The sequence below is a fragment of the Nocardiopsis sp. NPDC006198 genome, from assembly GCF_040613895.1.
GTDB classification, from domain to species: domain Bacteria; phylum Actinomycetota; class Actinomycetes; order Streptosporangiales; family Streptosporangiaceae; genus Nocardiopsis; species Nocardiopsis tropica.
Genome location: NZ_JBEXSY010000002.1, coordinates 134711 through 160869 on the forward strand (window position 1 = coordinate 134711; position 26159 = coordinate 160869).

Sequence of the window (26159 nt, forward strand, 5' to 3'; positions counted from 1 at the left end):
CCCTTCACGCGTGCGGTCCACTCGTCGGCGGCAGGGCGCGGACGGCGCCGTTCGCCGCCGTTCGACGGCCGCTCGGTGACCGCGGGTCCGCCGGTGCCGGGATCCGGCCCGGCACGGAGCGCGGGCCCGCCGTCGGCTCCCCGCGAGGGCCGGGCCCCGGCGGACGGCCTCTCCGGCGTCGCACCGCGCAGCGGTCGCGGCGGCCCCGGGCGCGGGCCCCACGACCGGCTCGATCGACCCCGAGGTGAGGGAGGGCTCCATGATCAGGGTGGCCCTGGTCGACGACCAGTTCGTCGTCCGGGCTGGTTTCCGTGTGGTGATGGAGATGGCCGACGACATCGAGGTGGTCGGGGAGTGCGGCGACGGCCGGTCCGCCGTCGAACTCGTCGAGCGGGTACGTCCCGACGTCGTCTGCATGGACGTCCGCATGCCGGGCGGCGACGGGCTGACGGCGACCCGCGAGATCCTCGGCCGTGCTCGCGGAACACGCCCCGCGATCCTCGTCGTGACCACCTTCGACCTCGACGAGTACGTCTTCGGTGCCCTGGAGGCCGGCGCCAGCGGGTTCGTCCTGAAGGACACCGCGCCCGACGACCTGGTCGATGCCGTGCGCCGGCTCGCCGACGGGTACGGCCTGGTCGACCAGGCCGTGACCCGCCGTGTCATCACCGAGTTCGCCCGACGGAAGGCCACGCGCGGGGGCGACACCAGGTCGCGCGGTCTGCTCACCGAGCGCGAGCTCGACATAGTGAGGCTGCTCGCCCAGGGCATGTCCAACGTCGAGATCGCGGAGAACCTCGTCATCGAGGCGAGTACCGTCAAGTCGCACCTGGGGCGGGTGATGACCAAGATCGGTGTCCGGGACCGCTTGCAGACCGTGGTCTGGGCCTACCGCAACGGTGTCGTCACGCCCTGAGCGGCCCCGGAGGAGGGCCGGCGCGGGCGTGCCCGGCCCGGACGTGCCTTCGGTGTCGTCCGAGGTCGCACGCGCTGCCCGGCCCGTGCCCGGTGGAGTCCCCGAACGGGTCCCGCCCGCCTCGCGGTCGCACGCCCCGGACGGCCCGGTGCGGGACCCCGGACGCCGGCGCCGTCCCCGCGGGCGGTGTGCCGGCCGGCTCCCGACGGCCGCGGTGGCCGGCGCGGCCGAACGCCCGCCCGCGGCGCCGCGTCGTCTATGGTTGGCGCGAGTAGATCCCTGATGAGACAGGGGTTCCGGGCGCGCCAGCGCCGGTTCCCCCGCTCTGTGGCGTGAACCCCCTTGCAGCGAGGTAGAGACCCCTATGACCGACAACTCGTCCCCGTCCACCCCCGACAGCTCCGGCCGGCCGCCGCAGATCGACACCACGCGGACCCACTCGGCCCGCATCTGGAACTACTGGATGGGCGGCAAGGACAACTACCCGGTCGATCGCGAGGCGGGCGACGCGGTGGCCGAGTTCTTCCCGGAGATCAGGGACCTGGCCCGCACGAGCCGGGACTTCCTGATCCGCGTGGTCACCCACCTGGCGGGGGAGGCGGGGATCCGCCAGTTCCTCGACATCGGCACGGGGATGCCAACCGCCAACAACACCCACGAGGTCGCCCAGGCCGTCACCCCGGAGTCCCGCGTGGTCTACGTGGACAACGACCCCCTCGTGCTCGCGCACGCGCGGGCGCTCCTCGTCGGAACGCCGGAGGGGGCCACCGACTACATCGACGCCGACCTGCGCGATCCCGACAGGATCCTCGAGCAGGCCGCGCAGACCCTCGACTTCGACAAGCCCGTCGCGCTCATGCTCATGGGCATCCTGGGCCACGTGCCCGAGGACGAGATCATGCCGATCGTGGGTCGGCTCATGGACGCCCTGCCGCCCGGGAGCTACCTGGCGAGCTACGACGGCTCCAACACCAGCGAGGCCTACAACCAGGCCATCGAGGTGGGGAACAAGCAGGGCGACGTCCCCTACCTCCTGCGCAGCCCGGAGGTGATCGCCGCCCGCTTCGAGGGCCTGGAGCTGCTGGAGCCCGGCGTGGTCCCGTGCCCCCTGTGGCGTCCCGGCCCCATCGAGGTCGGCACCCGCCGCGGCATGGACCAGTACGGCGGGGTGGCGCGCAAGCCCTGACGCCGGGACAGCGGTCCCGGGGGCGCCGTCCCGGGCCGGGGCGGCGCCCCCGCCCCGGCCCGGACAGCGCACTAGTCGGGGCGGGCGAAGCGGCGCGCCCCGACGAGCAGGAACACCGCGCCGAAGACGGTCAGCGCCATCAGCTCCCCGGAGACCGGCGGCCGCACGCCCCACAGTTCCAGGCCGCGGAACATCCCGTCGGCGGCCCCGGACGGCAGGTGGGAGACGAGGACGCGCCTGGCCGCGTCGACCGCGTAGGTCAGGGGGTTGAGGGCGGTGAGGGCGACGAGCCAGGACGGCAGCCCGTTGAGCGGGAAGAACGCCCCCGACAGGAACACGAGGGGCCCCAGGAGCAGGCCCGTGGCGGCCTGGAAGCTCTTGGGGCTGGGCACGCAGACCGCCAGCAGCGCCCCGAGGCAGGTCATGGCGAACGACGCCGGCGCCAGCACCGCGACGAACCCGGCGAAGAGGAGCGGGTCGTAGGGCACGCCCGCGAGCCCGGCGAAGAGGAGCAGGATCCCGCCGTGGCACGTGGCGATGGTGGTGCCCGCCAGGACCTTGCCGAGCAGCAGCGACTCCCGGCGCACGGGCGCCACCAGCATCTCCCGCAGGAAGCCGAACTCCCGGTCCCACAGGATGGAGGCGCCGGTGGCGAACGCCGGCGGCTGGATGGCCATCACGAGGACGCCGGGGAAGAGGAACGTCACGTAGCCGACGCCGGAGCCGTCCTCGGGGACCACCGTCCCCAGCCCCACGCCCAGGGCGACGAGGATCAGCAGGGGTTGCAGCAGGCTGATGACGAGGTGCATCCGCTCGCGCTGGAACGTGATCATCTCGCGCTTCCACACCGCGGCCGCCGCGCGTCCCTCGGAGGCCAGGCGCGCGGCCGTCGGCGCGGGGCTCACGCGTCTCCCCCCTCTGCGGGCTCCGAACCGATGCTGCGGCCCGTGTAGTGCAGGAACACGTCGTCCAGGGTGGGCCGGACCAGGGACACCGACGTGACGGAGCCGCCGAGGGCCGCCATGACCGCCGGGAGCACGGCCGCCCCGTCCTCGACCCGCACGACCAGGGCGCCGTCCTCGACGGAGGGGCTCAGCCCCAGGGAGTCGGCCAGCCGCCGCGAGCACTGCCCGGGGTCGGAGGCGACCAGCACGATGCGGTCGCGGCCGATCCGCGAGCGGAGCTCGGCGGGGGTGCCGAGGGCCACGACCCGCCCCCGGTCCAGGATGGCGATCCGGTCGCAGTTGTCGGCCTCGGACAGATGGTGGGTGGTGAGCAGGACGGTGGCCCCCGTCTCGCTCCGCATCCGGTGGACGTGGCGCCAGACCTCGGCCCGGCTGTGCGGGTCGAGGCCGACCGTGGGCTCGTCCAGGAAGAGCACGTGGGGGCGGTGCAGCAGGCCGCGGGCGATCTCCAGGCGGCGCTTCATCCCGCCGGAGAGCGTGCGGACCAGGCTGCGCCGCCGGTCGAGCAGGTCGGCCAGGGTCAGCATGGCCACGACGCGCTCGCGCACCTGGCGGCGGGGGACCCCGTAGAGGGCTGCGTGGATGGCCAGGTTCTCCTCCGACGTCAGCTTGTCGTCCAGGGTGGAGCCCTGGAAGACCACGCCGATGGACCTGCGGACGGCGTCGGGGGAGACGCGGACGTCGTGCCCGGCCACCCACAGTCCGCCGCTGGTGGGCCGGGTGAGCGCGCAGAGCATCGAGATGGTGGTGGACTTGCCCGCCCCGTTGGGTCCCAGGAACCCGAAGATCTCCCCGGGATGGACGAGGAGGTCGAGTCCCCGGACCGCTTCCACCCCCGGGTAGGTCTTGACCAGTGCCTCTGTCCTGATCGCCGCCGGGGGCGAGGATTCGGTCCGATCCCCTGGCTCCTTTGAGGACGTCACTTCGAGCGGAACTCGGGCCTGTGTTCCTGGTTCCAATTCGCTCCTCATGGGGGCAAAACCATCCGGCTCGGGGGCCGAGCCGGGTCATCCCGCCCCACCGGCGTTTTCGCGGGGGGTGGAGGGGGATCACTACCCCTGGCAAGACTACCCAAGGTAGTCGGCCATTAACAAAAAGTTGCTAGATCTGGAGGACTCATGTCCGCACAGGAACTGCCCCGCGACGCCGGATCGCTCGACACCACCGCTCTGATCTCCCTCGGGGCCGAGACCGAGCTCATCTCCGAGCGGCTCAACCTGGAGTGCCGCAACACCTGCGTCTCCGGCTTCACCATCCGCTGCGACGGCTACTCGCTCTAGTCCGGCCCGGACCCGCCCGGGTACCGCCGACCCCCCGAGACGACCGTGACGCACCCCGTCGGGGCGCCGTGAGCACGAGCGCCGGACCTTCCGACGCGGGCCGTCCGGAGACGATCGCCCTCCTCCACCTGTGCCATGAGGGAGCGCTGCCGACCGGGGTGGACGGCAGCGCGGGGCGGCGGTCCCGGGACCGGGCCCCCTTCACCCCGCCGCGCGCCGGGTTCACCGTGTGACCCCGACGCGCCGGCCGCGGGGCGGTCGGCCGCTCAGCCGGCCGCCCCGTCTTCGACACCGACGACCACGAGGGAGACCAGGGTGCGGGAGCACACCGGCACACGCACGTGCACGGTCGGCATACGGGAGCGGGCCGTCGAGGCGGGCCGGGTGGTCTCCGACTACGGCCCATGGACCGACGTGGCGCTTCCCGGACTCGACCTTCCGCCCCAGGGGTGGAAGATCCACGTGTCGGCCCGGCCGGTCACCCTCCTGTCCACCGTCGAGCGCGTGCTCCCCCTGCTGCTGCGCACGCCGTGCAGGTTCAAGTTCGCGCGCACCACGGAGGCCATGCGCGAGCTCAACTCCCACCACAACCGCCCCGGGGCCGTCGGCAAGGGCGTCACCGTCTACACCCGCCCGGACGACTTCGCCGACCTGGCCGAGAAGCTCGCCGCCGAACTCGTCGGGGTGGAGGGGCCCGGGATCCCCAGCGACCGCAGGCTGCGGCCGGACGCGCCGGTCTACTACCGCTACGCGCCGTTCGCCGGCGTCTACGGCATCGACGGCAACGGCGACTTCCAGCTGGTCCTCCACGACGCCGAGGGACGCGAGCGCCCCGGCGCCGCGGACGGGCGCTACCAGCCGCCGGACTGGCTTCCCGACCCGTTCACGGGACAGCCCCCCTCCCCCGGCGGGGCCGACCGGGAGCCCGTCCTGCTCGGCGGCCGCTTCCTGGTACCCGGCGCCATCGCCCACACCGCGGTGGGCGGCGTCTACCGGGGCTCCGACCGGGAGTCGGGTGCGGGGGTGGTCGTCAAGGAGCGCCGCGCGTACACGGGCGAGGACCTCGACGGGTCCCGCGACGCGCGCCACCGGCTGCGCGGCGAGGCCGCCGTGCTGCGCCGCCTGGAGGACGTCGCGGGGGTCCCCCGCGTGGTGGACCACTTCCGGCACGGCGCCGACGAGTTCCTCGTCACCACGGACGTCGGCCCCCGGGACCTGCGCACCGACGTGGCCGAGAACGGCACGTACACCACCCCGGAACGCGACCTGGAGCGCCTGGGCCGCGACCTGCTCCGGCTGCTGGACGCGGTCCACGGGCGCGGCGTCCTCGTCCGCGACCTCGCCCCCAAGAACATCGTGCTGGCCGACGACGGCGCCCCCTCCCTGGTGGACTTCGAGATCAGCAGCCTCGACGGCGACCAGGTGCACGGCTGGACCCCGGGGTACTCCTCCCCCGCCCAGGAACGCGGCGAACCGGCGTGCGAGGAGGACGACCTCTACTCGCTGGGGGCCACCCTGCTGTACGCCGCCACCGGCACCGAGCCGGCCGCCCGCTCCACCCGGGCGGTGCCCGACGACGGGCGCGCCCGCACCCTCCTGGCCTCGCTGGGCGACGGCGTCCCGCCCTGCGCCCGCGCGGTGCCGGGGCTGATGTCCCCCGACCCCGCCGAGCGCAGGGCGGCGGCCGACCTGCTCCGCAGGGGCGGGGACCATCCGCCGCTCCGGGCCGAACCGCGCTACACCGTCACCCCGCACTCCCTTCCCGCGCTGGTCGCGAGCGCCCTGGAGCAGACCCGCGGTGTGGCGCGCGACCTGCTGTCCGGACGCGGCGGCTCGCCGGGAGGACGTCCCAGCCCCACCAACCTGTACCGGGGCGCGGCGGGCGTGGGCACGGAGCTGCTGCGCCAGGGGGACGCCGAGTCCCGCGGCCTGGCCCGCGCACTGGCGCACTGGACCGCGGGTTTCCTCACGCTGCGCCGGTCGCTGCCCGGCCTCCAGGACGGCGAGGCGGGCACCGCCCTCTTCCTGGCCGCGGCGGCCCGCGAACTGGACGAGCCGACCCTGGCCGACGCGGTGCGCCCCCTGGCGCGGACCGCCCCGGAGTCGGTCCCCGAGACCGACTACTCGTCGGGGCTGGCGGGGATCGGCCTGGCCCAGCTCCAGCTGTGGCGTCTCTGCGGGGACGGGTCCCGGCTCGACCTGGCGCAGGGCTGCGCGGAGCGGCTCGTGGCCTCGGCCCCCGCGGAGGGGCTGCGCGCCTGCCCGCCCGACCTGCGCGACCACGAGGAGGTGACGACGCGGCTGGGGTTCGCGCACGGCGTCGCGGGCGTCGCCCACTTCCTCCTGTGCCTGGAGGCCGCCACCGGCGACACGGCCGCGGGTGCGGAGGCCGCGGCCTGCCTGGAGGTGCTGGCCGGGTTCGTCCCGGGGCTGGTCTCGGCCGCCTCCGCGCCCGAGGCCCGGCCCATGGCCGCCTCCTTCTGCCAGGGGCTCACCGGGATCGGCGGGGTGCTGCTCCGGGCCGGCGCGGTGCGGGGCGAGCCCCGCTACACCGGGCTCGCGGAGACGACCGCTTCGCACTGCCGCGCCCTCGCCCCGAAGATGCAGGTCGCCTGCCAGTGCTGCGGGCTGGCGGGAGTCGGTGAGTTCCTCCTCGACACCGCCGGGCTCACGGGCGGGGCGGCGTACCGGGACGCGGCCGTGGACGTCGCCGGGCTGGTGCTGGTGCGCTCCGCCGGGACCCCGGAGGCCCCGGTCTTCCTCGACCACACCCGTGAGCCGGGCGGCGGCTGGGCGACGGGGGTCTCCGGGGTCCTGTCCTTCCTGCGCCGGCTCGACCGTGGCGGTCCCCGGGACTGGCTCGGGGACGAACTCCTGGCCGCCCGGCGCTGACCGCCGCCCGGTCCGCGCGGCGTCCCGGCCCCGCGCCCCCGCGGGGGTCGTCGCCGGCGGCGGCGCGGTGCGGCCGCTCGGCCACGCGCGGTACGCGGCCGACGGTGTCCGCGGTTCCTCTGCGGCACCGGCTCCCGTGTGTGGCACACGGTGCCCGGGAGGGGTGGGAACACCCTCCTCGGACGAGACGGCCCTGCGGCGGCCGACCGCCCCGGACGCTGTCGGCGCTCTCACCTGCGACGGTTCCGTTACCTTCCCGTGACCGTGTTTTGGGCGTGGTCACCGGGGCAGGGCAGGACGACCCGACGACAGGAGGTGCCCCCAGTGGAAACCGGAACCGTTGTCATCATCGTCATCGCGGCAATCGTCATCATCGCCGTGGGAGTCGCGCTCGCCGCGCGCTCCTCGATCCTCCCGGCCCGGCGCACCGCCCGGCTCAAGAAGCGCTTCGGCGCGGAGTACTACCGCGCCGTGGAGGCCCACGGCGGCAGGGCGGCCGCGGAACGCGAGCTGTCCGAGCGGCTCGACCGCCACAAGGGCATGAGGCTCCGCAGGCTCACCGAGCGCGAGCGCGAGGCGCACGCCGGCACGTGGGCCGCGGTGCAGCAGGAGTTCGTGGACGACCCCGTCAGCGCCGTGCGCAACGCCCGCGGGCTGGTCGAGGCGATCATGTCCGACGTCGGCTACGCCGACCGCGCCCCGGCCGAGGACCGGGGCTTCGAGCAGCGCGCGGGAGACCTGTCGGTGGACCACCCCGCCGCCGTGGCCGAGTTCCACCGCGTGCGCGGCGCCGTGCGCCCGGCCGGGGCCGACCGGGTCGGCACCGAGGGCCTGCGCGAGGAGCTGGTGGCCTTCCGGGGCCTCGTGGAGGCCCTGCTGGGCGGGCTGCCCGAGTCCCCCGGCACGACCCCGACCGAGGCTCCGGGCAGGACCGTGACCGGTCCGGCGCGGAGCGGGACCGACACGGAGGTGGACCGGTGAGAGAGCACGACGAGACCGCCGCACCGGCGGACAGGAAGCAGAGCGGCGTCCGCCGGACCCCGCGGGCGCAGGAGCGCGAGGACGCCGGCGGCCGGACGACGCCCGGGACCGCCGGGGTCCAGCGGCCCCCGGCCGAGGAGGTGCCGGAGCAGCGGCGACGCAGCGGGCTCCACGCGGACCCGGCACGGGCGGCGGGGCCCGCCCCGACCGCGCCCCCGCCCCCTGCCCCTGCCCCTGCCCCGGACGCGGAGTCCGGCGCCGCGCGGGCGGTGACGGTCGACGCCGAGGTGTCCGACCCCGCCTCCGCCCCCTCTCGCCCCGACGCGCCGGCCCCGGCTCTGGCCGGGTCCGCCGCGCCCTCCGGCCCGCGCGGCGCGGAGGACCCGGCGAGGCGGCTCGGGCCACGCGGCATGGACCCGGGCGACGTGCGGAAGCGCTGGCAGGAGACGCAGGGCGGGTTCGTCGACGATCCGCGGGGAACCGTGCGCGAGGCGGACGTGCTGGCGGCCGAGGTCGCCGACGCCGTGATCGCCGGGATCGAGACGCGCCGGGCCGCGCTCCGCTCCGCGTGGAGCGAGGGCGACGGCTCGGACACCGAGTCCCTGCGCCTGGCCCTGCGCGACTACCGCTCCTTCGTCGAGCACCTGGTCGACGCGGGCAGGTGACGCGGACACGACACGCGGGCCGTGCGGCACCGGGCCGCACGGCCCGCGTGTCCCGACCGTTCCGCTGTACTCGCCCCGGGGCCGGGTCTACCGTCACTGTCATGGGCACCAGGGGAACGGTCACACGGACACGGCTCGTCGACCGCGCACGCGAGCTGCTCGAGGCCCACGGTTACGCCGGAACGGGTCTGGAGCAGGTCCTGGCCGCCAGCGGCGCCCCCCGCGGCTCCCTCTACTTCCACTTCCCGGGAGGGAAGGACGAACTGGTCGCGGCGGCCCTGGAGTCCGCCGGCGCCGAGATCGGGGCCCGCATCCGGGAGCTCTCCGAGGAGGCTCCCGACGCGGCCGCCCTCGTCCGGGGGGTGGTCGACCTCTTCACCGCCAGGATGGAGGGGTCGGCGTTCACCGGGGGCTGCCCCCTGGCCGCCACCGCCCTGGACGTCTCGGCCACCAACGACCTGGTGCACACCGTGTGCAGGAGGGTGTACTCCTCCTGGCAGGCCACGCTCGCGCAGCGCCTGGTGGCCGAGGGGCGCGGGGCCGAGGAGGCGGACGCCGACGCCTGGTCCGCGCTCTCCCTCGTGGAGGGGGCGCTCCTGCTCTCCCGCGCCACGCGCGACCGCGGGCCGCTCGACCGGGCCCGGGGCACGGCCTCCCGGCTCTTCGGCGGGGAGTGACCCCCGCCCGCGGCGGCCCGGGTCAGGAACGCGTCCAGACCCCCGAGGTCCCCCTGCGGTGGCTGTCCACCAGGTGGGTGTCGACCATGCCGATCGCCTCCATGAGGGCGAACACGGTCGTCGGGCCGGTGAAGGAGAACCCCGCGCGGCGCAGGGCGCCGGCGAGGGCGGCCGACTCCGGCGACTCGGTGGGGATGTCCTCGACCCGCGCGGGGGCCGGGGTCCGCTCGGGCCGGAAGGACCACACCAGGTCGACCAGCCCTCCCGCTCCGCGCAGGGCGACCGCGGCCCGCGCGTTGCGGACCGTGGCGCGGATCTTCCTCTCGTTGCGCACGATGGAGGCGTCCCCCATCAGCCTCTCCACGTCCTCCTCGCCGTACCCGGCCACGGTGTCGGGGTCGAAGCCGTCGAAGGCGGTGCGGAAGGCCGGCCTCTTGCGCAGGATGGTGGCCCAGGAGAGTCCCGCCTGGAACGCCTCCAGGCTGATCCGCTCGAAGACGCCGCGCTCGTCGCGGACGGGCATCCCCCACTCGGTGTCGTAGTAGTCGCGCAGCAGCGGGTCCGCCGCCGCCCAGGGCGGCCGCACCAACCCGTCCTCGCACACCAGCGCGCCGCTCTCCGTGGCGGCGAACCGCACCTTCCCCGGTTTCTCCGGCATCTCGGATGTCCTCTCCACGGCGTCGGCGCCGACCGGCCCGCCGCGTCCCGTCCGCCACCCCTCGCGCTCCCCCGGCGCGGTCGGGGCGGTCCCCTTGCGCCCTCGACGGTACGCGGTCCGCGCCGCGTGAATCCACGGGAACGCCGCACACGGAAGACGGCCCCGGCCCCCGACGACACGCCGAGGACACCCCGCCGCCACCTTTCGGACACCTTTCACACACTGTTGGTGACCGGTCGATGCCACAGCGCCATGGCGGGAGGTCCGACAGGGTCGAGTTCTTTTCGCGGCAGTGCGCACCGGAACCCCGACAGGACAGGGGAACCCGAAAAAAACGGACAACCGCCACGGAGACACCGGCAACAACGGGGATTGACACACGTCACACGGTGATCCAATCTGGTTAACAGTTAACAGTTAACCGAAGGGAAGACATGTCGGAGATCCTGCCCATCAAGCAGCGGGCACTCGGCGAGAAGGTCGCCGGAGAACTCCGGCGCCTGATCGTCACCGGGCGCTACGCGCCCGGGACGTCGCTGGTCGAGGGGCACCTCGCCGAGCAGTTCGACCTGAGCCGCGGACCGATCCGTGACGCCCTCAAGATCCTCGCCTCCGAGGGGCTCATCGACACCAACCGCCGCAGCGCCACCGTCGTGGGCCTGGGCGGGGACGACATCGACGAGCTCTTCTCCCTGCGCGGATCCCTCGAACAGCTCGCCCTGGAGATCGGCCTGAACCGCGACCGGGCCGGGCTCGCCGAAGGCCTCCGCGCCCCCCTGGAGCAGATGCGCAGGGCCCGCGAGGAGCGCGACCCCGACGCCTTCACCGCCGCCGACGTGCGCTTCCACTCGGTCTTCTACGACGTCGCCGGCCACCGCCGCCTCGCCGACGTGTGGGCGCAGTACCGGCCCACCATCGAGGTGCTCCTCCTGGCCTCCAACGAGCGCTACGAGGACCTCGGACCCTCCGTCCGCGCCCACGAGGTCCTCGCCGGGCTGGTCGGGTCCGGCGAGCCCGAGGCCGTCCTGGAAGAGCTCCGCGGCCACCTGGACAACGCCAGGCTCAGGCTCAGGGCCCCCTACACCCAGCCCGCGACCCACTGACCCGACGGGACCGCACCGCGTCCCGTCGTCCCTCGGCTCATGTCCCGCGACCGACCCACGGAGCCGATTCCACCGAAACACCGGAGAGCACCATGCGTTCCACCACCTTCCGCCTGACCGCGGCCGCACTCGCGGTCACCGCCCTCACGGCCGGCTGCGCCGACCGGGGCGGCGTCAGCGAGGACGCCGCGGACTACCCCAGCCAGGACATCACCCTCGTCGTCCCCTACGACGCCGGAGGCGCGTCCGACCTCGCGGCCCGCACCCTGGCCGCCCGGATGGAGGACTCCCTGGGGCAGAGCATCATCGTGGAGAACCGCAGCGGCGGCGCCGGCTCCGTGGGACTGGAGAACCTCGCCGGGCGGGCGGCCGACGGCTACAGCATCGGCTACCTGCCGGTCGAGACCGTCATGCTCGGCTACCAGGGCTACGACGTCGACCCGGGCGCCTACGACCTCGTCGGACAGATGGTGTCGGTCCCCGCCACCATCGCCGTCCCCGAGGACAGCCCCTACGAGACCCTCGACGACCTGGTCGAGGCCGCCCGCTCCGAGCCCGGGGCCCTCTCGGTGTCCAACTCCGGCGCGGGCTCCATCTGGGAGGCCGCCACCACCGAGCTGGGGCGCGCCACGGAGACCGAGTTCCAGCCGGTGCCCTTCGACGGCGGCGCCCCCGCCGTCACCGCCGCCGTCGGCGGCCAGGTGGACGCCGTGGTCGCGGGCATCTCCGAGACCGCCCCCGCCCACGCGGACGGCCGGCTCCGGGTCCTCGCCCTCTTCGACTCCCAGCCCTCCGACTCGCTCCCCGGCGTGGAGACGGCGGCCGAGCAGGGCGTGGACGTCGTGATCGGCGGCTGGGGCGGCATCGGCGCTCCGGCCGGCCTCCCCGGCGAGGTGCGCACGAAGCTGGAGGAGGCGTTCTCCGAGGCGGCCGACTCCGACGAGTTCAGGACGGTCATCGCCGACTCGGGGAACATCCCGGTCAACGTGCCCTCGGAGGAGTTCTCCGAGTTCGTCGACCAGGAGCACACCCGCTTCGGCGCACTGCTCGAGGGTCAGGACTGAGCACCGTGGCCGACACGAGCACGACCCCGGACGCGCCCGCCCCCGGCGGGCCGCGTCCGGGACGCAGACCGCGGGACCTGGTCCCCGCCGCCGTCGGCGCCGCGCTCGCCGCGGGCGCCTTCGCCCTGGCCGCGCAGATCCCCGAAGGGGCCCGGCTCACCCAGTTCAGCCCGAGGTGGTGGCCGGAGACGCTGGCCGTCCTCCTGCTGGTGCTGAGCGCGTGGCTGGCCGCGGGGGCGCTGCTGCGCCGCTCCGCGACCGCGGAGGAGGACGGGCCCGAGGCCGCGACCCGCCAGGGGGCGTGGCGGCTCGTCGCGATGCTCGCGTCGATCGCGGGCTACGGCGTCCTCTGGTACTTCGTCGACTTCCGGGTCTCCACGGCTGTCCTGTTCGCGGCCCTCACCTGGCTCGGCGGAGGCCGCAGGTGGAAGGCGCTGATCCTCTTCCCGATCGCCGTGACGGCGATCCTCTACCTTCTGTTCGGCGTCCTCCTGAGAGTGCCACTATGAGTCCGATCGTCGAGGGCTTCAGCGCCCTCCTGGACCCCATGGTCCTGCTGTGCATCGCCGCGGGCGCCCTCCTGGGCATGCTCGTCGGCGCCTTCCCCGGCGTGACGGCCACCATGGCGGTCGCCCTGGCCAGCGGTTTCACGCTCTCCCTCGAACCGCTTCCCGGCCTCGCGGTCCTGCTCACGATCTACGTGGCGGCGAACTTCGGCGACCGGGTCCCGGCGATCCTCGTCAACACCCCGGGGACGCCCGCGTCGATCGCCACGACCTTCGACGGCTACGCCATGGCCCGCCAGGGCAGGGCGGGCCTGGCCCTGACCTCGTCCGCCTTCGCCTCCGCGTGGGGGACGCTCGTCGGCGTCGTCCTGCTCATGGTCGCCGCGATCCCGCTGTCCCGGCTGGCCCTGAACTTCGGCCCCGCCGAGATGTTCGCGCTGGTCGTGTTCGGCCTGACGATGATGATCGGGGTGTCCGGCGGCCGGATCGTCAAGGGCCTCATGGCGGGCGGCCTGGGCCTGCTCCTCGGGGCCGTCGGCCGGGACCCCATCACGGGCACGCCGCGGTTCACGTTCGGCCTCCCCGAACTGTCCGACGGCATCCCCTTCATCGCCGCGATCATCGGCCTCTTCGGCATCGCGGAGGTCATGAACCAGATCCTCGTGCACCGCCGGGGCCGGGAGGCGGAGCCGATCAAGGAGTTCGGCCGCTGGTTCCCCAGGCGCTCGGACTGGCGCACCATGCTCAAGCCGATGGCGATCGGCAGCGGCGTCGGCGGCGTGGTCGGCATCGTGCCCGCCACCGGCGGGGACATCGCCGGCATCCTCGGCTGGGACCAGGCCCGCAGGGCGTCCAAGCGGCCCGAGGAGTTCGGCAAGGGGTCGCTGGAGGGCATCACCGCCGCGGACACCTCGTCCAACGCCACCCTCGGCGGGTCCGTGACCACCACCCTGGCGCTGGGTCTGCCCGGCGACTCCGTGATGGCCGTGATGATCGGCTCGATGGTCGTCTGGGGCATCCAGCCGGGCCCGTCGCTGTTCGCGAACCAGCCCGACCTGGTCTACAGCATCGCCGGGATCATGCTCATCGCGACGGTGGTCGCCCTCGTGATCAGCGTGCTGCGCATGCGCGGCGTCGCCAAGCTCCTGGAGCTCCCGCAGCACTTCCTGTGGGCGGTCATCCTCGTGTTCTGCATGGTCGGCACCTACGCCGTGAACAACAGCGTCCTCGACGTCGCCGTGATGCTCGTGTTCGGCCTCGTCGGGCTGTTCCTGAAGCGCTTCGGGATCCCGCCGGGTCCCGTCGTCCTCGGCCTGATCCTGGGCGGCCTGGCCGAGGGCAACCTCCGCCGCGCCCTGGAGATCGGCGGCCCGGAGAACATCCTGACCAGCCCCATCGCACTCGGACTCCTGGCGGTGAGCGCGCTCGCCCTCGTCGTGCCCCCGCTGCGCACGGCGTGGGGCGCCCGCCGCGCCCGCGCCGCCTCCGAGAACACCACCACCCCGGCGCCCTGACCCGGATCCGCCGGCAGCCGCCCCTTCCCCACCCGAGGAGAACCACGCATGTCCGTCCACGCGAAGGTGATCACCGCCCTCCCGACCCCGTTCACCCGGGACGAGGCCCTCGACCCCGACGCCGCCACCGCGCTGTTCACGGCGGTCCGCGACCGGGGCGTCGACGGGGTGTTCGTCGCAGGGACCACCGGAGAGTTCACCGCCCTCGACGACGACGAGCGGACCGGGGTGATCGGGCTGGCCCTGGACGTCTTCGGCCCGGAGCGGGTCTACGCCCACGTGGGCGCGGCCGCGCCCCGACAGGCCGAGTCGCTGGTCCGCGCCGCCGTCGGCGCGGGGGCCACCCGGCTCGCCGCCGTCACGCCCTACTTCCTGCCCGCCCCCGAGGACGCGCTGGTGCGCTACTACGAGCGCCTGGTGGCGGCGGCCGGCGGCGCGGAGGTGCACGCCTACCTGTTCCAGGTGCGCTCCACCACCCCGGCCGCGCCCTCGGTGCTGCGCCGCCTCGCCGACGCCGGCGTCCGCGGGGTGAAGATCAGCGGTGAGAGCGACGCCTCGGTGTCGGCGTACCTGGCCGCGGCGCCCGCGGGGTTCGACGTCCTGTCCGGCAACGACATCGCCTTCGAGGAGTTCGTCCGCGCGGGCGGCCTCGGCGTGGTCTCCGGCGTCTCCTCCGTCTTCCCCCGGCCGTTCGTGGCACTGCGCGACGCCCTGAACAGCGGGGACACCGAAGGCGTGCGCGCGGCCCAGCCCCTGGTGGCCCGCGCGGTGGCCGCGGTCCGCAGCGGCAGCATCCCGCACCTCAAGGCCGGGCTGGAGGTCCAGGGGCTCCCCGCCGGACCCGCGAGGGTCTGCGGCGACGCCGTCTCCGAGGCCGACCTGGAGGTCCTCAGGGAGACCGCGGAGGCCTTGGCCTGACCCCGCGGCCCGGGTCCCGGACCCGGCCGCCCGACGCCCCCGTGGCGTACACACGACCCGCCCCAGGGGGCGGCGGACCGAGAGGCGAGTGAGCGCGGATGGCGCTGAAGAAGATCATCAACCGACCCGAGGACTTCGTCGACGAGGTCACCGAGTCACTGCTCATGGCGCACCCCGACCGCCTGCGGGCGGCGTCCGGCGACCGCAGGGCGCTGGTGCGCGCCGACGCGCCGGTCGAGGGCCGCGTCGGCATCGTGACCGGGGGCGGGTCCGGACACCTGCCGCTGTTCCTCGGCTACGTGGGCCGGGGACTGGCCACGGGCGTGGCCGTGGGGAACGTGTTCTCCTCCCCCTCCGCCGAGCAGATCGCCGCGGCGACGCGTGCCTCCCACGGGGGCGCGGGCGTGCTGTACCTGTACGGCAACTACGGCGGGGACGTCTACAACTTCGACCTGGCCGCCGACGTCGTCGCGGCCGAGGGCATCGCGACGGCGACCGTGCTCGGCACCGACGACATCCTCTCCGCGCCCCGCGGCAGGGAGGCCACCCGGCGGGGTGTGGCCGGGCTGTTCTTCGCCTACAAGACGGCGGGAGCCTCCGCCGAGCGCGGCGACGACCTGGAGGCGGTGCGGTCGGTGGCCCGGCGCACGGTGGACGCCACGCGCACGATGGGGGTCGGCCTGTCCCCCACCATCCTCCCCGCCGCGGGCGAACCCACGTTCACGCTCGCCGAGGGGGAGATGGAGGTCGGCATCGGCATCCACGGCGAGCCGGGCAGCCACCGGGGGAAGCTGGAGACGGCCGACGAGATCACCGACCGCTTCCTCGCCGAGATCCTCGGCGAACTGGAGCCCGCGCCCGGCGACCGTGTCGCGGTCCTGGTGAACGGCCTGGGCGCCACCCCCCTGGAGGAGCTGTACCTGGTGTACCGCCGGGTCCACCAGGTGCTGGGCGAGCGCGGCGTGGTCATCCACCGGCGCTACGTGGGCGAGTTCGCGACGAGCCTGGAGATGGCGGGGGCCTCGGTCTCCGTGCTCCTGCTCGACGACGAGCTGGCCGAGCTGATCGACGCCCCCGCCGCGTCCCCGTTCTTCGGCCAGGGGAACACGGAGGCGCCGGAGCCCCGCGCCGCCGGGGTCGGGGCGCCCGGTTCCGCGGCCGTCCGGGGCCCGGCCCCCGCCGTCCGCCGTACCGGCGCCGCCGGCGCGCTGCGCGGCGCGCTGGTCGCGGCCATGGAGCGCATGCCCGCGCACGCGGAGGAGCTGCGGCTGCTGGACTCGCGCCTCGGCGACGGCGACCTGGGCATCACGGTCTCCTCGGGGGCGGAGGCCGTGCGCGAGGCGCTGCTCGCGCTGCCGGAGGACGCCCACCACGCCGACGTGCTGCGCGCGGCGGCGACGGCGTTCGCGTCGGCCAACCCCTCCACGTTCGCCGCGCTGACCGGCGCGGGCGTGCTCGCCGCCGCGGCCGAGTCGGAGGAGCTCGCGTCCGTCTCGGTCCGCGACGCCGCGCGCCTCACCTCCGCCGTGTCCCGCCGGGTGCGGGAGCGGGGCGGCGCCGAGCCCGGCGACAAGACGTTCGTGGACGGGCTCCTCCTGGTGGAGGAGGCCCTGGAAGGGGCCGACGACCCGGTCGCCGCCGTGCGCGCCGCCGCCTCCGCGGCCGGGCGCGCCGTCGAGGAGACCAGCGGGCTGACGTCGGCGAAGGGCCGCGCCGCCTGGGTGGGCGAGCGCGGGGCGGGCGAGCGCGACCCGGGCTCGGTCGCCCTCCTGCGGTTCCTGGAGGAGCTGCGCGACGTCCTCTCCTGAGCGCGGCCCCGTGGCGCCTCTGTGGGGGTCGCGCCACGGGCGCCCCGGCGGACGGGGAGAGGACGGCCGCCGGCGCCGCGGTGCGTACGCGCCGCGGCGCCGGGCCGGGGCCCGCGAGGTCCGGAAGGACCGGGCCACCCCCGTGACCGGGGGCGAGGTCGGGGGCACGGGCGCCGCGGTGGACACTGGAGGTCCGTCGAGGCAGTCCGCACAGGGGGTAACCGTGTCACGTCCGCTCACAGTCGTCACCGGCGGCAGCCGGGGCATCGGCGCCGCCACCTGCGTCAGGCTGGCCTCCGACGGCCACGACCTGGTACTGGGCTACGCGAGCGACGAGGGGGCGGCCGCCCGGACCGCGGCCGCGGTGCGGGAGGCCGGCGCGCGCTGCGTCACCGTGCGCGCGGACACCTCCTCGGAGGAGGACGTCGAGCGGCTCTTCGACTCGGCCGCCCCGCTGGGGCGGGTCACCGGCCTGGTCAACAACGCCGGTGTCACCGGCCCGCTGGGCAGGCTCGCGGACGCCTCGGCCGACGTCCTGCGCAGGGTGGTCGACGTCAACCTGCTCGGCTACCTGCTGTGCTGCCGCCGGGCCGCCCGGGACATGGCCGCGCACGGCTCGGGTTCCATCGTCAACGTGTCCTCCGCGGCCGCCACGCTCGGCAGCCCCGGCGAGTACGTGCACTACGCCGCGACCAAGGCCGCGGTGGACGCCCTCACCGTGGGCCTGTCGAAGGAGCTGGGCCCCGACGGGGTCCGCGTCAACGCCGTGGCGCCCGGCGTGATCGAGACCGGCATGCACGCGGCGATGGGCGACCCCGACCGCCCGGCCAAGGCCGCCGCCACGCGCATCCCCCTGGGCCGGCCCGGGCAGGACTTCGAGATCGCCGCCGCGGTCTCGTGGCTGCTGTCCCCCGAGGCCGCCTACGCGACGGGCACGGTGCTGCGCGTCTCCGGGGGCCTCTGAGGCGCCCGGCGGCGGTCGCGCCCGGCGCGTGCCCGGCAGCGCGCGGCCGGACGGGCGGGCCGACGGCGGGCGCCCGGCGCGAGGGGGTCTGCGGGCGGCGTGCCGGCCCCCGGTTCCGCCGGTGGCAAGGCGAACCCGCGGCCCGCGGCCCGCCCCGTGAGCTGTACCATCGGGGCCGGATTCTCCCCCTCGTCCGCGTGCTCCCCCGGTCCCGGAGAAAGCCGTGCGACAGGGCTTTCACCACAGACGGAAACGGACGTTCATGGACGCTGACGACACCCAGGTCATGACCAGGACCGGCGAGTTCACCACCACCGTGAGCTGGGAGACCCCGGTCCGCGGTCGGGTCGCCGCGGCGGTGGACCGCCTCTCCGGCCCCCTGGCCGACCTGCTGGAGCGCGACGCCAACGACGGCGACACCCGCATGCTCGTCGCCGACTTCTTCAGTGTCGGACTGAATTTCAGCAAGTACCAGGACATGACCACCGAGTACCGCACGAGCGGCGACTCGATCGATTACGCGATCATGCTGGAGGGCAAGCTGTTCGCCCCCGTCGAGGTGCGGCGGATCGGCCAGGAGCTCGACCAGCGCAACATCCAGATGTCGCGGCGCCTGGCGGCGGACGAGGGCGCCGAGTGGGTGATCCTCACCAACGGCCGCCGCTGGCGGGTCTACCACCTGCGCCCCGACGGCGAGGGCGGCAACACCCCGGTCGAGGTCCTCGACGTGGACCTCCTGGACACGGACGCCTACCACCGCAACATCGACGCCCTGTTCCACCTCACCCGCGAGTCCGTCGACCACGGCCGGCTGGACGCGCTGCGCCAGTGGAAGGAGGCCGTCGAGGCGGCCCCGCTGGCCGAGGTGCTGCGCGGGGACGCCGTGGTCGCGGCGATCCGCGACCAGCTGCTCGCCGCCACGGGGCACCGGGGCCACGCCGGCGACGCCGAGGAGATCCGCCGCGCCCTGACCGACACCGTCGTCGCACGGGGCCTGCTCCCCGCCGGGGAGTGACTCCCCCGGGGCTCCCCGGGACCGGAGGGGCCCCGGGGAGGCCCGGTCACGGCCTTCGTCCGGTTCGCGCCATACTGTCCCCGAACGCATCCGGACGACAGGCGGACCCGGACGGCCCGTGCGCCGGGGCCCGCCGGAGGACCCGTGAACGAGACTCCCCCGACGACCCCGCTCGTGGCCGGCGACCCCGCACAGGTCGGCCCGTATCCCCTGCACGGCCGGATGAACACCGGGGGCTCCGGTGTCACCTACGCCGCCCCGGACGGGCACGGCGGCTGGGCCGCGCTCACCGTGGTCCGCGAGGAGCACGTGGCCGTCCCCGGCTTCCGGTCCCGGTTCGCCCACCACGCCGGCCTGGTCCAGCGGGTGCGCTCACCCCGTGTGGCCCCGCTGCTCGCCGCAGACGGCTCCGCCCCGCGCCCGTGGTTCGCGACCGCGTACGTCCCCGGGCCGACCGTGCGCGACATGGTCGCCACGCACGGGCCGATGCCCGGCGGCCAGGTCCGCGAACTCGCCGCCGGCATCGCGGCGGCGCTGGCCGACGTCCACGCCGCCGGAGCCGTCTACCCGAACCTGACCCCGGCCGGCGTGGTCCTGGGTCCGGACGGCCCCGTGTTGACCGGTTTCGAGGCGCACGTTGCCGCGGCCGACTCGGCGGGCTGGGTCGACCCGGAGTGCTTCACCGGCCGCCTGTCCCCCTCGATCGACATGTTCTCCTGGGGGTCGGTGGTGGCCTTCGCCGCGACCGGCAGGGCTCCGTTCGGCACCGGCGACCCGGACGCGGTGGCGCACCGGCACGAGAACGGACGCCCGGACCTGTTCGGGGTGCCCCGGGACCTGGCCGGCCCGGTCTCGGCCGCGCTGGTGCCGCTGGCGGAGGACCGCCCGGACGCGGCGGGCCTGGCCCGCGCGCTGACCGGTTCCGGCGGGCCCCCGCCGCCTCCCGAGCGGAAGCGGTCCGGGACGGGACCGGCCGTCGCCCTGGCCGCGGCGGCGCTGGTCCTGGTTCTGCTGGGCGCGGCCCTGGCCCTGTGGGCACTGGGTCGCGAAGGCGGGTCGGCCGGAACCGGGGGCTCCGCCGTCGGCATGGAGCGGGTGGGGACGCAGCAGGCGTCCGGGTCCGGGGGCTGAGCCCCGGCGGGTCGCCCGCCGCGCCGGAGGGCTCCCTCCGCCGCGGCGGGGAGACCGCGCCCTCCGGTGCCGTTTACCCCCATTGACAGCAGTGACCCACGACACAACAATGAGTTTGGGAGCGCTCCCAGACGTGTCGACCGCTCACCCCCCGGCGGAAGGACCCCCACAGTGAGACCGGTACGAAGAAAAGCTGCACCGGCCCTCGGCGCCGCCCTGGCGCTCTCGGCGACCCTCCTCGCGGCCTCCCCCGTTCAGGCCGACGAGGAACCCACCGAACACATCGTCAACGGAGGCTTCGACGACGGCACCACCGGATGGTGGGGCAGCCCCTCCATCGCGCCCGAGGTCACGGAGGACGGACGGCTGTGCGCCGACATCCCCGGCGGAACCGCCGATCCGTGGGACGTGATCATCGGCCAGGACGGCGTCCCCCTGCGTGCGGGCGAGTCCTACACCTTCTCCTTCACCGCCTCCGGGACCGGGTCGCGGCCCGTCCGCGCGCTCGTCCAGGAACCCGTCGACCCCTGGCGCACCGAGCTCGACGAACGCGCGTTCCTCACCGAGGAGGCCTCCGCCCACGCGTTCGTCTTCACGGCGGACGAGGACCGCGACGACGCCCAGGTGGCCTTCCAGGTCGGCGGCGCGGCCGAGCCCTGGACGCTCTGCCTGGACGACGTGTCCCTGCTCGACGGCGCCGAACCCCCCGTGTACGTGCCCGACACCGGCCCGCGCGTGCGCGTCAACCAGCTCGGCTACCTGCCCGAGGGCCCCAAGAACGCCACCGTCGTCACCGACGCCGCCGATCCCCTCCCCTGGACGCTGTCCGACGCGGACGGCGCGGTCGTCGCCGACGGCGACACCGTCCCCCACGGCCCCGACGCCTCGTCCGGCCAGAGCGTCCACACCGTCGACTTCGGCGGCTTCACCGAACCCGGTGAGGGGTACACGCTGACCGCCGACGGCGAGACGAGCCATCCCTTCGCCGTCTCCGCCGACCTCTACGAGGACCTGGCCGCGGACGCCCTGTCCTTCTACTACCCCCAGCGCAGCGGCATCGGGATCTCGGACGCGATCGCCCCCGGCTACGGACGCGGGGCCGGACACGTCGGCGTCGCGCCCAACCAGGGCGACACCGAGGTCCCCTGCCATCCCGCGACCCCCTGCGACTACACACTGGACGTGTCCGGCGGCTGGTACGACGCGGGCGACCACGGCAAGTACGTGGTCAACGGCGGCATCTCCGTCCACCAGCTGATGAGCGTCCACGAGCGCGCCCTGCACGCGCCGACCGGCAACCCCGAGCGCGCGGGCGACTCCACCCTGCGCCTGCCCGAGCGGGACAACGGCGTCCCCGACGTCCTGGACGAGGCCCGCTGGGAGATGGAGTTCCTGATGGCCATGCAGGTGCCCGAGGGAGAACCCCTGGCCGGCATGGCCCACCACAAGGTCCACGACGCGGCGTGGACGGCGATCCCGATGCTGCCCGCCGACGACCCCCAGCCCCGTTACCTGCACCCGCCGTCGACGGCCGCCACCCTCAACCTCGCGGCGACCGCGGCCCAGTGCTCCCGGGTCTTCGAGCCCTACGACGCGGAGTTCGCCGCCTCCTGCCTGGAGTCGGCGGAGACCGCCTGGGCCGCCGCCGCGGCCCACCCCGAGGAGTACGCCCCACCGACCGGCGAGGGCGGCGGCCCCTACGACGACACCGACGTCTCCGACGAGTTCTACTGGGCGGCCGCGGAGCTGTACCTGGCCACGGGCGACGACGGGTACGAGGACGCCGTCACCTCGTCCGGCCTGCACGCCGACCCCGGGGTGTTCGGACCCGGCGGGTTCGACTGGCGCTACACGGCGCCGCTGGGGGTCCTCCAGCTGGCCTCGGTGCCCAACGACCTGTCCGACGGGGCCCGGGACGCGCTGGTCGAGGGCGCCGGGCAGTACCTGGACAACGTCGGGTCCCACCCGTACGGCCTGGCCTACGCGCCCGAGGACGGGGTCTTCGCCTGGGGCTCCAACAACCTCGTGCTGAACAACCTGGTGGTGCTGTCGACCGCCTACGACGTCAGCGGGGACGCGGCCTTCCGGGACGCGGTCCTGGAGGGGATGGACTACGTGCTGGGCCGCAACGCCCTCAACCAGTCCTACGTCACCGGGCACGGCACCAACGACGCGGTCAACCAGCACAGCCGCTGGTACGCCCACCAGCTCGACCCGTCGCTGCCCGCCCCGCCCCCCGGTTCGCTCGCCGGAGGGCCCAACTCGGACACGGCCACCTGGGACCCGGTGACCGAGGCCGACCTGGCGGGGTGCGCCCCCCAGTTCTGCTACATCGACGACATCGGCTCCTACGCCACCAACGAGCTGACCGTCAACTGGAACTCGACGCTGGCGTGGGTGTCCGCGTTCGCCGTCGAACAGCTCCGGTAGCCGCCCGGTCCGGGACCCGGTGACCGGGCCCGGACCGGCCACAGATCCATCCGGGAGGACGGGGCCCCTCAGGAGAGCGTGGGGCCCCGTCCGACATCCTCCCCCTGGACGTCCGGGGAGGGCCCGGCCGCCGGGGCCGCTCCCCCGCCCGGGCCGGCGGGAGCAGCGCGTCGCCGGACCGCCTACTCCAGGGGCAGCCGCAGGATCCGGTCGTCGCCGTCGCGCGGTTCGCCCCGGCCGTCCAGGTTGCTGGTGCCCAGCCACAGACCGTCCCCGCCGGGGACGGCCACCACCGTGCGCAGGCGGCCGTAATCCCCCTCCAGGTGGGCGACCGGCTCGCCCGCTCCGCCGTCACCGGTGAGCGGCACCTCCCAGAGCCGCTCGCCGCGCAGGCCCGCCACCCACAGGGAGCCGCCCGCGAAGGCGGCGCCGCTCGGGGAGGCCTCCGCGGTGGTCCACGTGACCAGCGGGTCGACGTACTCGTCCCCGCCGCCGGGCCCCTCCACCTCGGGCCACCCGTAGTTGTCGCCCGGCTCGATCAGGTTGACCTCGTCCAGCCGGTTCTGGCCGAACTCGGTGGCGTAGAGGCTGCCGTCCCCGTCCCAGGCCAGGCCCTGCACGTTGCGGTGCCCGTAGCTGTACGTGTAGTTGCCGAACGGGTTGTCCGGGGCGGGCTCCCCGTCCGGGGTGAGGCGCAGGACCTTGCCCCCGAGGGAGCCGGTGTCCTGGGAGTTCCGCGGGTCCCCGGCATCGCCGGTCCCCGCGTAGAGGAGGCCGTCGGGGCCGAATTCGATCCGGCCGCCGTTGTGGGTGGACGCCGAGGGGATCCCGTCGAGGACCGTCTCCGGCTCGCCCAGGCCTCCCCCGTCCGGGTCGTACTCCATCCGGCCGATCCGGTTGTCGGAATCCGTCGTGTAGTAGGCGTACACGTAGGGCTCCTCGGGGAAACCGGGGTCGACGGCCAGTCCCAGCAGGCCGCCCTCCCCGGACGGGGACACCCCGGGGACGGTCCCGGCGCCGGTGACGGTGCCGTCGTCCGCCACGCGGACGACGTCGGCGGAGTCGCGCTGGGCGACCAGAGCCGAGCCGTCGGGGAGGAACGCGACGCCCCACGGCACCTCCAGGCCGGTGGCGACGTCCTCCGGCTGCCCGGGCTCGGAGGCGGTCGTCCCGGGGTCGGTCTCACCGGTTCCGGTGGTCACGCCCTCGGGGGTGCTGCAGGCGGAGAGCAGGAGGAGGGCGCCGAGGGCGGAGAGGGTACGCGAGGCGGGTCCGGCGGTCGATGTGTGCACCATGTCCGCTCCCTTCCCCGTGACGGCCCGTGTACGCCCGGTTCCTCACCCGCGGTCGCGCGTGCTGTTCTCGTGCCCCTCGCGGAGCTCCTCGAACAGGCGGTCCACATCGGTGAGCAGCGCGCTGTACACGGGCCACCGGTCCCGGTCCCGATCCTCGCCGAGCTCCTGCCGCGCCCGCTCCACCCCGCGCTCCCCCGCGTCCAGGCAGGCGCGCAGGTCGGCGGAGGCGGAGGAGCGCTCCGGCTCCTCGGCGTCGCAGACGGCCCGGAACGCGTCGGCCGCGCCGTTCAGGAGCTGCGCGAACCCGCTCAGGAAGGCGTCGTCCGGTGCGGGGAACCTCCCCCCGGAGTCGGTCGAGTACCGCAGGGTGCGCACGACGGACCGGAGGTGGCGCGAGGCCCGGCCCAGGGCGGAGATCCAGGCCCGGTACGCGTCCGGGTCGCCCTGGGGCCCGCGACCGCCCAGGGCCCTGCGCGGGTTGAGGCGCACCCGCTCCTCCTGCTTGGCGACCGCGGCCCGCGCGTTGCGCTCGGTGTCGTCGAACCCCTCCGCGACGCGCGCCCAGTGGTCGAGATCGGCCAGGCCGTCGTTCCCCCGCCCGAGCCCCTCGGCCATCTCGTGCGACAGGTGGCGCAGGCCGTCGGCGAAGTCGAGCACCGCGTTCTCGGCGTCGCGGAAGCGGATGGCGGGGGCGAGGACCGTGTTCGTCACCACGGCCGCGCCCGCGCCCACCATGACCATGGCCAGGAGCGAGCCGAGGTCGCCGGGGCTGGCCGCCGTGCCCCCCGCCAGGGCGAAAGCCGCGACGACGGGGATCTGGGAGCCCTGCGAGCCGAAGACGGCGGCCTGGCCCAGGACGAGGGCGAACAGGACGAGCAGGGCGAAGATCCACAGCTCGGGGCCCACGGTGAGACCGCCCAGGCCCGCGATCAGCGCGCCCGTCACGACCGCGGCCACGTAGCGGCCGGACTGGAGCACCGACCCGTAGACGCTGGGGCGCACGACCAGGAGGGCGGAGAACGGCGCGAACCCGATCTGCTGCGTGTCCATCAGCAGGGTGCCCACCCCCAGGGCGAGGGTCGCGGCCACGGCGCACTTGAGGATGAGGACGGCGGTCTCGCGCTCGTGTCCCCGCCGTTCGAAGGCCCTGCGCCCCCACCGGCGCCAACGCTCCACGGGTCCCGTCCGATGCCGCTGCGCCACCCCGTCCCCTCCTGTCCTCGTCCGCCGCCGGGGAGGGGGGCCCGTTCCCGTGCCCCCGGCCCGGCGGAGCAGTCCCGCCGCGGGCCGTCCCCGCTGTCACCGTCGCTTCCCCCTCCGGCGCTTCCGACACGTCGCGGGGCCCCCGGCACCGCGGCGTCCCCGTCCTCGCGGCTCAGGCCCCGGGGGCGGTCCCCAGGTAGACGGTGTTCGACGCGGGCGCCTCCTGGTAGGGGCTGGCGAAGGTCACCACCTCGCTGCGCACCCCGCCGAAGGCGAGCCGCAGGACGTCCTCGTAGTCGGCGTCCGGCGGGTCGTTGGACCAGAGCGCGAACACCCCGCCGGGGTGCAGGCTCCCGGCGAGGCGGCGCACCCCCTCCGGCTCGTAGAAGGGTGCGTGGGACGGGTGGAGCAGGTGTCGGGGCGAGTGGTCGATGTCGACCACGACCGCGTGGAACCGGCTGCCCGGGGCCTCCGGGTCCAGCCCCTCCGAACCCAGGGCCCGTGCGAAGAAGTCGCCGCGCGCCAGCCGGCAGCGGGGGTCGGCGGACAGCACGGCCCCCGCCGGGACGAGCCCCTCCCGGTGCCAGTCGACCACCTCGCCCAGCGCCTCCACCACCAGGAGCGAGCGCACACCGGGGTCGTCGAGCACGGTGAGGGCGGTGTGGCCGAGCCCGAGCCCGCCCACGACCACGTCGTACCCGTCCGGCGGCTCCGCGCCGGGGCCCGCGCGCAGTTCGGCCAGGGCGAGGCGGGCCACCTCCACCTCCGCGGCGGTGAAGGCGCTGGACATCAGGAAGTCGTCGTCGAGCTTGATCTCGTAGACGTCGTCGCCCACGAGGGGGTCCCAGCGGCGGCGCAGGCTGATCACCCCCATCGGGGTGGGCCGGTGGTCGAGTTCCCGGAAACGTGGGCTCAAGGTCGGTGCTCCAGACAGGAGAGGGCGGGTGTCCCGCCCACCGTAGGGGGCGCCGCCCGCCCGGGGGCCGGT

At 75.0% G+C, this 26159-nt stretch carries 24 protein-coding genes; 18 read left to right on the plus strand and 6 right to left on the minus strand.

Annotation, left to right across the window (positions count from 1 at the left end):
• The first annotated feature begins 259 nt into the window (after window positions 1–259).
• Both ABZ234_RS02390 and ABZ234_RS02395 read left to right on the plus strand, forming a co-directional pair.
• Complete coding sequence (locus tag ABZ234_RS02390; protein WP_355010686.1) at window positions 260–916, plus strand: response regulator transcription factor; 657 nt, start codon at window positions 260–262, stop codon at window positions 914–916.
• A 364-nt stretch (window positions 917–1280) separates the two neighbouring features.
• Window positions 1281–2102: an SAM-dependent methyltransferase gene (locus tag ABZ234_RS02395; RefSeq protein WP_355010687.1), complete on the plus strand. Its 822-nt coding sequence runs from the start codon at window positions 1281–1283 to the stop codon at window positions 2100–2102.
• A gap of 71 nt (window positions 2103–2173) precedes the next feature.
• Here ABZ234_RS02395 and ABZ234_RS02400 read toward each other — a convergent pair whose 3' ends face one another.
• Window positions 2174–3007 (minus strand): ABC transporter permease, encoded by an 834-nt coding sequence (locus ABZ234_RS02400; protein WP_355010688.1) that lies wholly within the window; start codon window positions 3005–3007, stop codon window positions 2174–2176.
• Window positions 3004–3900 carry an ATP-binding cassette domain-containing protein gene (locus ABZ234_RS02405; protein ID WP_344183584.1) on the minus strand — a complete coding sequence of 299 codons (897 nt, stop codon included), beginning with the start codon at window positions 3898–3900 and terminating at the stop codon, window positions 3004–3006. Before ABZ234_RS02405 ends, ABZ234_RS02400 begins: the two co-directional genes overlap by 4 nt.
• Window positions 3901–4185: 285 nt before the next feature.
• Here ABZ234_RS02405 and ABZ234_RS02410 point away from each other — a divergent pair, with 285 nt between their 5' ends.
• The 6 genes from ABZ234_RS02410 to ABZ234_RS02435 all read left to right on the plus strand — a co-directional run bounded on the left by ABZ234_RS02410 (window position 4186) and on the right by ABZ234_RS02435 (window position 9562).
• Window positions 4186–4347 (plus strand): cinnamycin family lantibiotic, encoded by a 162-nt coding sequence (locus ABZ234_RS02410; protein ID WP_267947077.1) that lies wholly within the window; start codon window positions 4186–4188, stop codon window positions 4345–4347.
• A 68-nt stretch (window positions 4348–4415) separates the two neighbouring features.
• Entirely contained in the window at window positions 4416–4580 is a 165-nt protein-coding gene (locus tag ABZ234_RS02415) for a hypothetical protein (protein WP_355010689.1), read from the plus strand.
• Between the two features lie 82 nt (window positions 4581–4662).
• A complete protein-coding gene (lanL, locus tag ABZ234_RS02420; RefSeq protein WP_355010690.1) occupies window positions 4663–7239 on the plus strand; it encodes a class IV lanthionine synthetase LanL in 2577 nt (858 codons plus the stop codon).
• Window positions 7240–7563: 324 nt separating this feature from the next.
• Window positions 7564–8220: a hypothetical protein gene (locus tag ABZ234_RS02425; protein ID WP_355010691.1), complete on the plus strand. Its 657-nt coding sequence runs from the start codon at window positions 7564–7566 to the stop codon at window positions 8218–8220.
• A complete protein-coding gene (locus ABZ234_RS02430; protein ID WP_355010692.1) occupies window positions 8217–8885 on the plus strand; it encodes a hypothetical protein in 669 nt (222 codons plus the stop codon). The genes ABZ234_RS02425 and ABZ234_RS02430 overlap by 4 nt, the downstream gene beginning before the upstream one ends.
• A 101-nt stretch (window positions 8886–8986) precedes the next feature.
• Window positions 8987–9562 carry a TetR/AcrR family transcriptional regulator gene (locus tag ABZ234_RS02435; RefSeq protein WP_355010693.1) on the plus strand — a complete coding sequence of 192 codons (576 nt, stop codon included), beginning with the start codon at window positions 8987–8989 and terminating at the stop codon, window positions 9560–9562.
• 22 nt (window positions 9563–9584) lie between these two features.
• Here ABZ234_RS02435 and ABZ234_RS02440 read toward each other — a convergent pair whose 3' ends face one another.
• Window positions 9585–10220, minus strand: coding sequence for a DNA-3-methyladenine glycosylase I (locus ABZ234_RS02440; protein ID WP_355010694.1), 636 nt, complete (start codon window positions 10218–10220; stop codon window positions 9585–9587).
• Window positions 10221–10654: 434 nt separating this feature from the next.
• Between ABZ234_RS02440 and ABZ234_RS02445 the strand changes: the two genes are divergently transcribed.
• The 10 genes from ABZ234_RS02445 (at window position 10655) to ABZ234_RS02490 (ending at window position 22673) form a co-directional block, all read left to right on the plus strand.
• Window positions 10655–11323, plus strand: coding sequence for a GntR family transcriptional regulator (locus tag ABZ234_RS02445; RefSeq protein WP_355010695.1), 669 nt, complete (start codon window positions 10655–10657; stop codon window positions 11321–11323).
• 92 nt (window positions 11324–11415) lie between these two features.
• Window positions 11416–12387 carry a tripartite tricarboxylate transporter substrate binding protein gene (locus tag ABZ234_RS02450; protein WP_355010696.1) on the plus strand — a complete coding sequence of 324 codons (972 nt, stop codon included), beginning with the start codon at window positions 11416–11418 and terminating at the stop codon, window positions 12385–12387.
• 5 nt (window positions 12388–12392) lie between these two features.
• Window positions 12393–12896, plus strand: a complete 504-nt coding sequence (locus ABZ234_RS02455; protein WP_355010697.1) for a tripartite tricarboxylate transporter TctB family protein — start codon at window positions 12393–12395, stop codon at window positions 12894–12896.
• On the plus strand, window positions 12893–14407 hold the full coding sequence (locus ABZ234_RS02460) for a tripartite tricarboxylate transporter permease (protein WP_344179599.1): 1515 nt from the start codon (window positions 12893–12895) through the stop codon (window positions 14405–14407). Before ABZ234_RS02455 ends, ABZ234_RS02460 begins: the two co-directional genes overlap by 4 nt.
• Window positions 14408–14455: 48 nt before the next feature.
• Window positions 14456–15325 (plus strand): dihydrodipicolinate synthase family protein, encoded by an 870-nt coding sequence (locus ABZ234_RS02465; RefSeq protein WP_267947088.1) that lies wholly within the window; start codon window positions 14456–14458, stop codon window positions 15323–15325.
• 98 nt (window positions 15326–15423) lie between these two features.
• A complete protein-coding gene (locus tag ABZ234_RS02470; protein WP_352982298.1) occupies window positions 15424–17133 on the plus strand; it encodes a dihydroxyacetone kinase family protein in 1710 nt (569 codons plus the stop codon).
• Window positions 17134–17356: 223 nt separating this feature from the next.
• Entirely contained in the window at window positions 17357–18097 is a 741-nt protein-coding gene (locus tag ABZ234_RS02475; RefSeq protein ID WP_267947090.1) for an SDR family oxidoreductase, read from the plus strand.
• Between the two features lie 262 nt (window positions 18098–18359).
• Window positions 18360–19112: a hypothetical protein gene (locus ABZ234_RS02480; protein WP_355010698.1), complete on the plus strand. Its 753-nt coding sequence runs from the start codon at window positions 18360–18362 to the stop codon at window positions 19110–19112.
• A gap of 144 nt (window positions 19113–19256) precedes the next feature.
• Window positions 19257–20243, plus strand: coding sequence for a hypothetical protein (locus tag ABZ234_RS02485; RefSeq protein WP_355010699.1), 987 nt, complete (start codon window positions 19257–19259; stop codon window positions 20241–20243).
• A 171-nt stretch (window positions 20244–20414) separates the two neighbouring features.
• Window positions 20415–22673 (plus strand): glycoside hydrolase family 9 protein, encoded by a 2259-nt coding sequence (locus ABZ234_RS02490; RefSeq protein WP_355010700.1) that lies wholly within the window; start codon window positions 20415–20417, stop codon window positions 22671–22673.
• A gap of 182 nt (window positions 22674–22855) precedes the next feature.
• On the opposite strand, the gene ABZ234_RS02495 is transcribed toward ABZ234_RS02490, so the two are convergent.
• The 3 genes from ABZ234_RS02495 to ABZ234_RS02505 form a co-directional block, all read right to left on the minus strand.
• Window positions 22856–23968 (minus strand): PQQ-dependent sugar dehydrogenase, encoded by a 1113-nt coding sequence (locus ABZ234_RS02495; RefSeq protein ID WP_355010701.1) that lies wholly within the window; start codon window positions 23966–23968, stop codon window positions 22856–22858.
• Between the two features lie 42 nt (window positions 23969–24010).
• The gene (locus ABZ234_RS02500; protein WP_355010702.1) at window positions 24011–25144 is read right to left on the minus strand and encodes an aromatic acid exporter family protein; all 1134 of its coding nucleotides are present in this window, start codon (window positions 25142–25144) and stop codon (window positions 24011–24013) included.
• A gap of 199 nt (window positions 25145–25343) precedes the next feature.
• Entirely contained in the window at window positions 25344–26087 is a 744-nt protein-coding gene (locus ABZ234_RS02505; protein WP_355010703.1) for a spermidine synthase, read from the minus strand.
• Window positions 26088–26159 lie beyond the last annotated feature (72 nt).